The following is an 11,411-nucleotide window of genomic DNA, read 5'->3' on the forward strand; positions in this document are numbered from 1 at the left end:
CATCACCCAGAAGACCTTCACGTGCGGGAAGTTGTCGAGCATGAGCCGGCTGACCGCGAACGTCTTGAGGACGTCGGCGGGCTGGGCCATCGGCAGGTGGCTGAGCCGGTTGTTGTCGTTGTGGAAGCGCAGCGGGATGAACACCTGGAACCCGCCGGTCTCGTCCTGGAGTTCGCGCAGTCGCAGGACGTGGTCGACGCGGTGGCGCGGTTCTTCGATGTGGCCGTAGAGCATCGTCGCCGGGGTCTTGAGCCCCTTCTGGTGGGCGAGCCGGTGGATGCGCGACCAATCCTCCCAGTGGGTGTTGTGGTCGACGATCTGCTTGCGGACGTCCCAGTCGAAGATCTCGGCGCCGCCGCCGGTCAGCGACTCGAGGCCGGCGTCGATCAGCTCGTCGAGGATCGCGTCGGCGGACAGGCCGGAGATCGACTCGAAGAAGTGGACCTCGGTGGCGGTGAAGCACTTGAGCGCGACGTCGGGCAGCGCGGCTTTCAGCTCGCGCAGCACCCGCGGGTAGTACTTCCAGGGCAGCGTCGGGTGCAGGCCGTTGACGATGTGCAGCTCGGTCAGCCCGTCGTCCTTCATGGCGAGCGCTTTCTCGACGGCCTCCTCGACGCGCATCGTGTACGCGTCCTTCTGGCCCGGCTTGCGTTGGAAGCTGCAGTACGCGCATGACGCGGTGCAGACGTTGGTCAGGTTGAGGTGCCGGTTGACGTTGAAGAAGACGGTGTCGCCGTTCTTCTCGGTGCGGACGCCGTGGGCCAGGCCGCCGAGCCAGGCCAGGTCGTCGGACTCGTAGAGGTCCTCGCCGTCCTGGCGGGCGAGGCGCTCGCGGGCCTCGATCTTCTCGGTCAGTTCGGCCTTACGGGCCTCGGTCAACGCCATGCATCGAGGGTACGTGGAGCCCGCTGATCCCTCGCTTCCCGCCTGGCGCGGTTGATTTGCGTCACCGATTTCCACCACACCAGGCGGGGAGCGCGATCAGCGGCGTCAATGGTGTAGACAATCGGGCACAGGACAGGTGAAGGAGGTCCCGTGGTGGTCGCCCCCGCAGCGCGATCCGGGCGCGAAGCTCGGCCGCCGAAAGAATTACGGGAGCCGAAGTACTACACGGTCAAGCGGCATCTGCTCGACATCATCGGAACGCTCCCGCCGGGCACCCTCGTCCCGACCGAGCGATTGCTCATGGTCGAGCTCGGCACGTCGCGAACCACCGTGCGCCAAGCGCTCGGCGAACTGGTCGGCGAGGGACGGTTGGTGCGCCGGCAGGGATCCGGCACCTACGTCGCCGAGCCGAAGGTGCACTGGCCGTTGCGGATGACGAGCTTCACCGAACAGGCGACCTCGACCGGGCACGCGGCCAGCACGCAGCTCATCGACGCCGGCCGGGAGAAGGCCAGTGACGACATCGCCGAGCGGCTGGAGCTGCGGACGGCCGCGCTGGTCCACCGCATCGAGCGGCTGCGGCTGGTGGACGAGGTGCCGATGGCCGTCGAGACCTCGTACCTGTCGGCCCAGCAGTTTCCCGGCCTGGCCAAGGAGCTGCGCCGCGGGGACTCGCTGTACCGGGTGTTGCTCGAGCGGTACGGCGTCGTGCCGGTGACGGCCGAGGAGACGATCGAGACGGCGGCGGCGTCGCCGCGAGAGGCCGATCTGCTGCGCACCGAGACCGGCTCGCCCATGCTCGTGCTCAGTCGGCACAGCTTCACCGCCGACGGCAGCCCGGTCGAGTGGGTGCAGTCCTGGTACCGCGGCGACCGCTACCGCTTCGTCACCCGGCTGACCAGTGACTGAGGATCCCGGGGAGATCAGCATTGACGGCGCTAACTTAGCGCTGCTAACTTATCGGGATTCCGCCGCCGACCGCCGCAGGAGCCCGCCATGCTCACCCGCCTCGCCGACCTCGCCATCCGGGCGCCGAAACGCCTGCTCGCCATCGCCGGGCTGCTGCTCGTCGGCGGCGCGATCTACGGGATCCCGGTGGCCGGGCACCTGCTCACCGGTGGCTTCACCGACCCGTCCGCCGACTCGACCAAGGCGACGTCGGTCATCGACGCCAGGTTCCACGGCGGCCAGGCCAACCTCGTATTCCTCGTGACGGCACCGGGCGGGGCTGACAGCGCCGCCGCCCGGGCCACCGGCACCGCGATCGAGCGCGGCCTTGGCCGGCACAGCGACTGGCTGACGTTCACCGAGTCCTACTGGTCGGCGCCGAAGTCGCAGGCCGGCAACCTGTTGAGCAAGGACGGCAAGTCGGCGCTGGTGGTCACGCACATCCGCGGCAACGACAACGCGATCCAGGTGCGCTCGGCCCAGCTCAACACCGAGCTCGCCCACGGCGGCAACGGCGTCGCTGTGCGAGCCGGGGGCGCCGCCTTGGCCTATCACCAGGTCAACGACCAGACCAAGCTCGATCTGGCCAAGGCCGAGGCGATCGCGATCCCGATCACCGCGATCGTCCTGATCCTCGTCTTCGGCAGCCTCATCGCCGCGCTCGTGCCGCTGGCCATCGGCATCTTCGCGATCATCGAGACGTTGGCCGTCCTGCGGGTGCTGTCGACGATCACCGACGTGTCAATCTATGCGATGAACATGACGACGGCGCTCGGACTCGCGCTGGCCATCGACTACAGCCTCTTCATGGTCAGCCGTTACCGCGAGGAGCTGAAGGCCGGGCGAGATCCGCACGATGCGATCGTCGCGACCGTCCGGACGGCGGGGCGGACGGTCCTGTTCTCCGCGTTGACGGTCGGGCTGTCGCTTTCGGCGATGATCGTGTTCCCGATGTACTTCCTGCGCTCGTTCGCTTACGCCGGGCTGGGCGTGGTGGCGCTGGCCGCGGTCGCGTCGATCCTCGTGCTGCCCGCGTGCCTGGCCCTGATCGGCACCCGGATCAACTCCCTCGACATGCGGGTGGCCGTGCGGCGGGCGTTCGGGCGGCCGACCCCTGAGCCGAAGCCCCTCGAGCGCGGCTTCTGGTACCGCCTCGCCAGCACCGTCATGCGCCGTCCGGTGGCGTTGGGCCTCGCCGTCACCGCGTTCTTCCTGCTGCTCGGCTCGCCGTTCCTGCGGGCCAACTTCGGCTACCCCGACGACCGCATCATCAACTCGAACGCGACCGCGCGGACGGTCGGTGACGACCTGCGCACCGACTTCAACCAGAACGTCTCGGCCGGGCTCGTCGGCGTCACTCAGACCGCGGCCGATCCCGCTGCGGTCGCGACGTACACCGCCGCGGTCAGCCGCATCGACGGCGTCGTGAGCGTGAGCTCGACGGCCGGGACGTACGTCCACGGCAAGCAGGTGGGCGGCGCGCAGAAGAGCTTGGCGTCCACCGACGGCACCGGAACGCTCTTCAACGTGGCGACCGACGTCGACCCGTTCAGCTCGCGCGGCGGCGCGCTCGTCGACCACCTGCGCAGCACGCCGGCGCCGTGGAAGGTCTATTACAGCGGCGCGGCGGCCTTCAACGCCGACGCGATGAGCGGGCTGAAGAGCAAGCTGCCGCTGGCGTTCGCGTTGATCGCGCTGACCACGTTCATCGTGCTGTTCCTGTTCACCGGCAGCGTGGTGGTGCCACTGAAGGCGCTCGTGCTGAACATGCTGTCGCTGATGGCAACGTTCGGCGCAATGGTGTGGGTCTTCCAAGAAGGCCACCTGTCCGGCGTGCTCGGCTTCACCCCGACCGGGTATCTGGTCGCCAACATGGTGATCCTGATGTTCTGCCTCGCTTTCGGCATGTCCATGGACTACGAGGTCTTCCTGCTCTCGCGCATTCGCGAGGAGTGGGTGAACTCCGACCGGACCGACGGCGCGAACCGGCGCGCCGTGTCGCTCGGGCTGGCCCGGACCGGCCGCATCGTCACCGCGGCCGCAGCTCTGATGGCGATCGTGTTCGCGGCGATGGTCGGCTCGAAGATCGCGTTCATGCAGCTGTTCGGGCTCGGCCTGACGCTGGCCGTGCTGGCCGACGCCACGCTCGTCCGTGGCATCCTGGTTCCGGCGTTCATGCGGCTGATGGGACGACGCAACTGGTGGGCGCCCCGTCCGCTCGTGAAGCTGCACGACCGGTTCGGGCTCAGCGAGGTCGAGCCGCCGCCGCCGTCCACGCCCCGACCGTTCAAGGAGCTGACTCCGACCGGATGAGTACCGCAACCGTTCGCCGCCGCCGGGCGCAACGCGGCAGCGGGGCGCAACTGCGCGCCGAGATCGTCACCGCGGCCAAGGCGCTGCTCGAGAAGTCGGCCAACTCCGACGCGGTGTCGATCCGGGCCGTCGCCGACGCGGTCGGCGTCACGTCCCCGTCGATCTATCTGCACTTCGCCGACAAGGACGCACTCATCCAAGCCGTCGTCGCCGACGTGTTCGCCGAGCTGGACGCGGCGATGGTCGCGGCCGGCGAATCGGTCGACGAGCCGCTGGCCCAGCTGCGCGCCTACGGCATCGCCTACGTGAAGTTCGCGGTCGCCCATCCGGAGCACTACCGGGTCGCGACGATGGAGCGCTGCGTGCCCGGCGACGGGCACACCGAGCTCGACGAGATCGTCGCCGACTCGGCCTTCACGCACATGATGGCCACGGTGACGGCCTGCATGGACGCCGGCATCTTCGCGCCCGGCGACCCGCTGCCGGTCACGCTGCAATTGTGGGCAGCCGCGCACGGCATCGCGTCGCTGATGATCGCCAAGCCCTACCTGCCGTGGGGCGACGTCGAGGCGGCCGCCGATCCGGTGCTGCGCGCGGCCGCGCTCGGCAAGGCGACCGGGGACCTGATCGGCGGAGACCTCAGCCCCGCGGTGCTGACCGGGTGGCTGGCCGCGCAACGAGCCTCGCGCGCTGACCAGGCGCCGTCCGAGTGACGCTGCGGCTGCCGTTCACCCGGCCCGACCTGCACACGACCGATCGGCCGAGCTCGACGGCGCAGTGGACCACTCTCGGCCGCGCGCTCGAGCTGCGCCGCGAGGAGCGCATCGTCACCGACGTCTACGCGCCGGTCTTCCTCAGCGACGTGAGCCAGGTGCTGCTCCAGTCGCTCGATCTCGTCGGGCCGGTGTTCCGACAGGCCGAGCGGCTCACCCTCGTCGGGCTGGCGGCGTCGGGGCTTTGCCGGCACCGGTTCATCGACGAGCACCTGGTCGCCGCGCTGCCGTCCGTCGATCAGGTGCTGATCCTGGGTGCCGGCTACGACAGCCGGGCCTACCGGTTCGCCGACGAGATCGGGGACCGTCCGGTGTTCGAGGTCGACCTCGCGCCGTTGTCCCGGCGCAAGGCCGCGGTGATCGACGCCCATCCCGAGCTGTTCGAGCACGCGTCGATCCGCCGAGTGGAGATCGACTTCCGCACGCAGTCGCTGCAATCGCAGCTGGCGGGCACCGACTTCGCCGTCGGAGCGGCGACGTTCGTGGTGTGGGAAGGCGTCAGCATGTACCTCGACGCGTCGGCCGTGGCCGGGACGCTGGGTGCGCTGGTCGAGCTGTGCGGCGCCGGCTCGGTGCTGGCGATGGACAACTGGCAGACCGTGCGCGGACCGGGTGGATACCTGCCCCGGCGGCTGGCCGAGCGGGCGATGGCGCTGATCGGCGAGCCGATCGGGTTCGCGGTCGACGCGTCGGAGGTGGCGTCCGTCCTCGAACCGCACGGCTTCGTCGTGGACGACCTGGCCGAGGGTGCGGAGATGACCGCGCGCTACGCGACCGGCGGTCGGCGCTGCGATCCCGGCATGTACGTGGTGGCCGCGCGGCTGTAGCCCGTCGGCCGCGGGTTCAGCTCTCGGCGGCGGGCGCGCGACCCTCGAACTTGGTCGACAGCACGACGGTGGTGCGGGTCCGGGCGATGCCCGGGGTGCTGTTCAAGGCGCGGATCGTCGCCTCCAGGCCGGCCACGTCCGGCACCCGGACCTTGATCACGAACGTCTCTTCGCCGGCGACGAACCAGCAGTCCTCGACGACCGGTATCGCGGTGAGTGACCCGGTCAGCTCGTCGGTGTCCGCGCTGTCGGTGATGAACACGCCGATGAGCGCGTTCATCGCGTAGCCGAGAGCCTCCGGCGCGACCGCCGCGTGGTAGCCGGTGATGATGCCGGCCGCTTCGAGCTTCGCGACCCGCTCGTGTGTGGCGGGCGCACTCAGCCCGACGACGCGGGCGAGCTCGGCGTAGGTGGCGCGGGCGTTGCCGCGGAGCGCGTCGATCAACTGCCGGTCGACGGAGTCCATGTTTTGGACGTTACCGCGCGGGCCGCTTCGCTAACGCGCGGCGCCGAGCTCACCCGTCCAGCGCGCGATGAGGTCGTGCTCGACCCCGAGCGCGTCGAGGACCTTGGCCGCGACGAAGTCGACCAGCTGGGCCACCGACTGCGGCGCGCTGTAGAAGCCGGGGCTGGCCGGCAGCACGACCGCGCCGGCGTCGTGCAGCTCGAGCAGATGCTGCAGAGTGGCCCGGGTGTACGGGGTCTCGCGCGGAACGATCACGAACGGGCGTCGCTCCTTGACGGTGACGTCGGCGGCGCGCTGGAGCAGGTCCTTGCTCAGGCCGATCGCGATGCCGGCGACGGCCGCGGTCGAGGCTGGGACGACGACCATGCCGCGGGTGCGGTAGGAGCCACTGGCCGGGCCGGCGCCGAGGTCCCCCGCCGGCCAGTACTGCACGTCACCGAGTTCGCGGGTCAGCCAGGTGGCGAGGTCGTCGCGCCAGTGCGAGTCGCGAAACGACAGGCCGGTCTCGTCCAGGATCGTCAGCCGGGCCGCGCGCGAGACGATCAGGTCGACGGGGTGCCCGGCGTCCAGCAGACCGTTGAGGACAGCGCGGGCGTACGGCGTCCCCGACGCGCCGGACACGCCGACAACCCACGGCACCCGCGGCGCGGTCATCGGTCTCCCGCCCCCATCCCTCCCGGCTTTGCACCTTTCAGGGACGCAAATCGATGCCAAACGCGACCCTGAAAGGTGCAAAGCGGGGAAGTCATCAGCGGGACAGCCCGTGCACGAGCAAGTCGGCGAGCGCGAACCCGAACAGGCCGATGCCGATCACGCCGTTGGCGGTGAAGAACGCCCGGTTCACCCGGGACAGGTCGTTCGCCCGGACGATCGCGTGCTCGTAGACGAGGACGGCCGCGGTGAGCCCGACCCCCGTCCACCACAACCACCCGAGATCGGCCGCGGCGCCGAACCACACGAACGCGGCCACGGTGCCGATATGCACGACCGTCGACGTCCGCAGCGCGGCCGGGATGCCGAACCGGGCCGGGAACGACCGCGACCCGATCTGCCGGTCGATCTCGGCGTCCTGGCACGAGTAGATGAGGTCGAAGCCGCCGATCCAGGTCCCGACCGCGAGACCGAGCGCGACCGCCGCGGCTGACACGTGATCGGTGACCGCCAGCCAGGCGCCGACCGGGGCGATGAACTGGGCCAGGGCGAGCAGCGCCTGCGGGAAGTCGGTGAACCGCTTGCCGTAGGAGTACAGGACGAGCAGGGCCACCGCGATCGGGGACAGCGCGAGGCACAGCCACGACAGCGCGGCCGCGCTGCTCAGGAAGATGACGAGCGCGACCAGCGTGCCGACCTCGGCGGTCCGCACGCTCAACTCGCCGGTCACCAGTTCGCGGCGGGCCGTGCGCGGGTTCAGCGCGTCGAAGTTGCGGTCCAGGATGCGGTTGGCGCTCATCGCCACCGTACGGGCCGACACCATGGCGACGGTGATCAGCGCGAGCTGCACCCAGTGCACCGAGCGGGTCTGCGTCCACATGGCGGTGAGCGCGGCGATGTAGGCAAACGGCAGGGCGAAGACCGAGTGCTCGATCATCACCAGCCGCAGGAACTTGCGGATCTTGTGCAGACCCGCGGGCCCTGACCCGCGTGTCTGCACAAGATCGTCGGCGGCCATAGTGTCTCCATTCTGCCAGCCGGACGGATGGCAGCCGGCGACGAAGGTCGTGCTGGCCTCCTTGCCCAACGCCGCGCCGAGTAGCACCGTCGAGTCATGGCGCTGACGATGCTCGGGCACATGTTCTCGGCCCTTCCGGAGTTGCGCGCGCAGCCCACGCAGAAGCGCATCCGGGTCTTCGCCGGCGACGTCCTCGTGGCGGACACGACCCGCGCGATGCTCGTCTGGGAACCGCGGCGGATCGTCGCCCAGTACGCCGTGCCGCTCGCCGACCTGCGCGTTCCGTACGAGAGCTTCGTCGGCGGCACCCCTGAGGAGATGGCGTCGGTCCGGATGGGCGACGGGCCGCCAGTGCTGCAGCCGGGCAACTTCCGGCTGCACACGACGCCCGGCGCGGAGCTGACCATCGGCACAGCGGCCGGCGCCGGTTTCCGCCCGAACGAGCCGCAGTTGGCCGACTACGCCGTCCTCGACTGGAACGCCTTCGACGCGTGGCTCGAGGAGGACGACCGGCTGTTCGCGCATCCGCGCGACCCGTTCCACCGCGTCGACGTGCGCCGGAGCTCGCGCTCGGTCAGGATCAGCGCGGACGGGGCGGTCCTGGCCGAGAGCAGCACCCCGACGCTGTTGTTCGAGACGGGGCTGCCGACGCGCTACTACTTCCGACGGGAGGACGTCGCCGCGGACCTCGTCCCGACCGGGACGACCACGGCCTGCGCCTACAAGGGCGAGGCGTCCTACTACTCCGTGGGCTCGCTGACCGACATCGCCTGGACGTACGAGAAGCCGCTCTGGGACTGCCCGGGGATCGAGGGTCTCGTCGCGTTCTTCACCGAACGGCAGGTCGACGTCGACCTGGACGGGGTGCGGCTCGAGCGGCCGGTCACACCCTGGTCGTAACCGTCAGATGCCGTACTCGCGCCATCGTCGCTCGACCGTCGCCACCGTCGCGTCGTCAAGCACGCATTCGGCCGGCCAACCACCCGCGCGCCGGTAGCCCTCGGTCGGCAGCTTGCGGGTGGCGTCGATGCCGAGCTTGCCGCCGTAGAACTGTTCGTAGGCCGCGTGATCGAGATGGTCGACCGGTCCGACCGAGTGCAGTGCGTCGTGGGCGTAGTCGACGTTGCCGAACGCGCGCCACGCGACCTCGGCGTAGTCGTGGACGTCGCAGTCGGCGTCGACGACCACGATCAGCTTCGACAGCGACAGCAGCCCGGCGCCCCAGATCGCGTTCATGATCTTCTGCGCGTGCTTCGGGAACCGCTTGTCGATCGACACGATGCAACAATTGTGGAAGACCCCCGCCTCGGGCAGGTCGTAGTCGACGATCTCCGGCACCGTCATCTTGATCAGCGGCAGGAAGATCCGCTCGGTCGCCTTGCCCAGCGGCCCGTCCTCCTGGGGCGGGCGTCCGACGATGATCGACTGGTAGACCGGGTCCGTCCGCATCGTCAGCGTCTCGACCCGGACGTAGGGGAACGGTTCGACCGGTGTGTAGAAGCCGGTGTGATCGCCGAACGGCCCCTCCGGCAGCCGCTCACCCGGCTCGACCCAGCCCTCGAGGACGACCTGCGCCGCGGCCGGGACCTGCAACGGAACCGACACGCAGTCGACGAGGTCGACGCGGTCGCGCTGGATGAATCCGGCGAACAGGTACTCGTCGATATCGCCGGGCAATGGCGCCGACGCCGCGTAGGTGACGGCGGGCGGGCAGCCGAACGCGATCGCCACGGGCAACCGCTCGCCGCGCCGCTCGGCGATGGCGGCGTGAGATGTGGAGTCCTTGTGGATCTGCCAGTGCAGCGAGACGGTGCGCGGGTCCTGCAGCTGCAGCCGGTACATCCCGAGGTTGCGGGCGCCGGTTTCTGGGTGCTTGGTGTGCGTCAGCCCGAGATTGAGGAAGACGCCGCCGTCGTCCGGCCACGACTTCAGCCCGGGCAGCAGGTCGACGAGGTCGATGTCGTCACCGCGCACGATCACCTCTTGGCACGGTGCCGTTTTGACGCGCCGCGGCGGGACGGCCCGCAGCTGGGCGACCTTGCCGAACGCGTCCTTCAGGCCACCCAACCCGTGCGGCAGCTCAGGTTTGAGCAGTTCGCCGATGCGCTGCCCGATGTCGTCGAGGTCGCCGACCCCCAGAGCCTTCGCCATCCGCTGCTTGGTCCCGAAGGCGTTGATGAGCAACGGCATCCGCCCGCGCGTGGGGTTCTCGAAGAGCAGCGCGGGCCCTTGCTCGCGGACCACCCGCTGCACGATGCCGGTCACCTCGAGGTGCGGGTCGACCGGCACGCGAATCCGCGCCAGGTCGCCGGCCCGGTCGAGCGCGGCGATGAAATCCTGCAGATCGGCGAAGGCCACGCGCCCAGTATCTCTGCCGGAGGGCCGGTACCGTCGCCCGCATGGCGCAGGTGCTGCTCGTGGAGGACGACGCAGCGATCCGCACCGCCCTCACCCGATCGCTGCGCGACCAGGGGCACGTCGTGTCGGCGGTCGGCTCGGGCATCCCCGCGCTGTCGGCGGCGGTCGAGCAGAAACCCGACGTCGTCCTGCTCGACCTGGGCCTGCCCGACCTCGACGGCGCCGACGTGCTCTCGATGCTGCGGGCAGTCAGCGACGTGCCGGTGATCGTGGCGACCGCCCGCGACGACGAGGCGTCCATGGTCCGGCTGCTCGATCTCGGCGCCGACGATTACGTGATCAAGCCGTTCGCCGCCGCGCAGCTCAACGCGCGCATCCGGGCGGTGCTGCGCCGCACCGGCAAGACCGACGAGGACCCGGTCATCACCGTCGGTGGCCTGACGATCGACACGCGCAGCTACGAGGTGACCGTCGACGGTCGACCGGTCGAGCTCGCCCGCAAGGAGTTCGAGCTGCTGCTCGCCCTCGCCCGCCGGGCCGGCGAAGTGGTCAGCAAACGTGACCTGCTCAGCGAGGTGTGGCAGCTGGCCTGGGGCGGTTCCGACCGCACGGTCGACGTCCACCTGTCCTGGCTGCGTCGCAAGCTCGGCGAGACGGCGGCCGCGCCGCGTTACCTGCACAGCGTGCGCGGCATAGGCGTACGTCTCGTGGCGCCGTCATGAGACGTCGGATCATGGTGCTGGTCGTCGGGATGACGGCGCTGGTGCTGGTCGCGGTGGCGGTGCCGATCGCGATCCTGATCGGCAAGGAAGTGGTCGACCGCGGCAAGCGGGACACCGTGCAGCAGGCCAGTGTCGTCGGCAACTATCTGAGCGGCGGCGCCACCCGGGCGAAGGCCCAGATCGCGACCTACGTCGCCGAGCATTCCGAGGACGGCCGCCGGCCGATCTCGGTGCTCTGTGAGGACGGGACCCTGATCGGCACGCTGTCCGAGGCGGCCGGTGTCGGTGGCAATGTCCCGCAGTTCGACGGCCGCGGGCGCGGCGACGGCGGACCTGGGGTGGGCGATCCGGGCGGAGACGACGTGCCCCGGTTGAACGACGTGGCCAACGGCGTCGTGGCCGTGCTGCGCACCGGTCAGGGCGACCACGGCTACCTCGTGCGCGTGTATG

At 70.0% G+C, this 11,411-nt stretch carries 11 protein-coding genes and 1 pseudogene; 7 read left to right on the top strand and 5 right to left on the bottom strand.

Annotated elements, in window-relative coordinates:
• Positions 1-885 (bottom strand): radical SAM protein (locus tag ABR571_RS12785; RefSeq protein ID WP_409453592.1); only part of this gene is annotated, 885 nt, incomplete at its 3' end.
• 150 nt (positions 886-1,035) lie between these two features.
• Here ABR571_RS12785 and ABR571_RS12790 point away from each other — a divergent pair.
• The 4 genes from ABR571_RS12790 (at position 1,036) to ABR571_RS12805 (ending at position 5,746) form a co-directional block, all read left to right on the top strand.
• A complete protein-coding gene (locus ABR571_RS12790; protein ID WP_409453593.1) occupies positions 1,036-1,794 on the top strand; it encodes a GntR family transcriptional regulator in 759 nt (252 codons plus the stop codon).
• An 87-nt stretch (positions 1,795-1,881) separates the two neighbouring features.
• A complete protein-coding gene (locus ABR571_RS12795) occupies positions 1,882-4,146 on the top strand; it encodes an MMPL family transporter (protein ID WP_409453594.1) in 2,265 nt (754 codons plus the stop codon).
• On the top strand, positions 4,143-4,859 hold the full coding sequence (locus ABR571_RS12800; protein WP_409453595.1) for a TetR/AcrR family transcriptional regulator: 717 nt from the start codon (positions 4,143-4,145) through the stop codon (positions 4,857-4,859). Before ABR571_RS12795 ends, ABR571_RS12800 begins: the two co-directional genes overlap by 4 nt.
• Positions 4,856-5,746: a class I SAM-dependent methyltransferase gene (locus tag ABR571_RS12805; protein WP_409453596.1), complete on the top strand. Its 891-nt coding sequence runs from the start codon at positions 4,856-4,858 to the stop codon at positions 5,744-5,746. The genes ABR571_RS12800 and ABR571_RS12805 overlap by 4 nt, the downstream gene beginning before the upstream one ends.
• A 16-nt stretch (positions 5,747-5,762) precedes the next feature.
• Here the strand turns inward: ABR571_RS12805 and ABR571_RS12810 are convergent, their stop codons facing one another.
• The 3 genes from ABR571_RS12810 to mqnP all read right to left on the bottom strand — a co-directional run bounded on the left by ABR571_RS12810 (position 5,763) and on the right by mqnP (position 7,881).
• Positions 5,763-6,212 carry an Lrp/AsnC family transcriptional regulator gene (locus ABR571_RS12810; protein WP_409453597.1) on the bottom strand — a complete coding sequence of 150 codons (450 nt, stop codon included), beginning with the start codon at positions 6,210-6,212 and terminating at the stop codon, positions 5,763-5,765.
• A 30-nt stretch (positions 6,213-6,242) separates the two neighbouring features.
• Complete coding sequence (locus ABR571_RS12815) at positions 6,243-6,866, bottom strand: UbiX family flavin prenyltransferase (RefSeq protein WP_409453598.1); 624 nt, start codon at positions 6,864-6,866, stop codon at positions 6,243-6,245.
• A 94-nt stretch (positions 6,867-6,960) separates the two neighbouring features.
• The gene (mqnP, locus tag ABR571_RS12820) at positions 6,961-7,881 is read right to left on the bottom strand and encodes a menaquinone biosynthesis prenyltransferase MqnP (protein ID WP_409453602.1); all 921 of its coding nucleotides are present in this window, start codon (positions 7,879-7,881) and stop codon (positions 6,961-6,963) included.
• A gap of 96 nt (positions 7,882-7,977) precedes the next feature.
• On the opposite strand from mqnP, the gene ABR571_RS12825 reads away from it, so the two are divergent.
• On the top strand, positions 7,978-8,781 hold the full coding sequence (locus ABR571_RS12825; RefSeq protein ID WP_409453599.1) for a DUF427 domain-containing protein: 804 nt from the start codon (positions 7,978-7,980) through the stop codon (positions 8,779-8,781).
• 3 nt (positions 8,782-8,784) lie between these two features.
• Here ABR571_RS12825 and ABR571_RS12830 read toward each other — a convergent pair whose 3' ends face one another.
• Positions 8,785-10,239 (bottom strand): menaquinone biosynthesis decarboxylase, encoded by a 1,455-nt coding sequence (locus ABR571_RS12830; protein ID WP_409453600.1) that lies wholly within the window; start codon positions 10,237-10,239, stop codon positions 8,785-8,787.
• Positions 10,240-10,280: 41 nt separating this feature from the next.
• On the opposite strand from ABR571_RS12830, the gene ABR571_RS12835 reads away from it, so the two are divergent.
• Both ABR571_RS12835 and ABR571_RS12840 read left to right on the top strand, forming a co-directional pair.
• The gene (locus tag ABR571_RS12835; protein ID WP_409453601.1) at positions 10,281-10,961 is read left to right on the top strand and encodes a response regulator transcription factor; all 681 of its coding nucleotides are present in this window, start codon (positions 10,281-10,283) and stop codon (positions 10,959-10,961) included.
• Positions 10,958-11,411: pseudogene (locus tag ABR571_RS12840) on the top strand (hypothetical protein); the annotation flags it as partial. The gene ABR571_RS12835 and the pseudogene ABR571_RS12840, both read left to right, overlap by 4 nt.

Source organism: Jatrophihabitans sp. (genome assembly GCF_046262535.1).
Taxonomy (GTDB): Bacteria; Actinomycetota; Actinomycetes; order Mycobacteriales; family Jatrophihabitantaceae; genus Jatrophihabitans.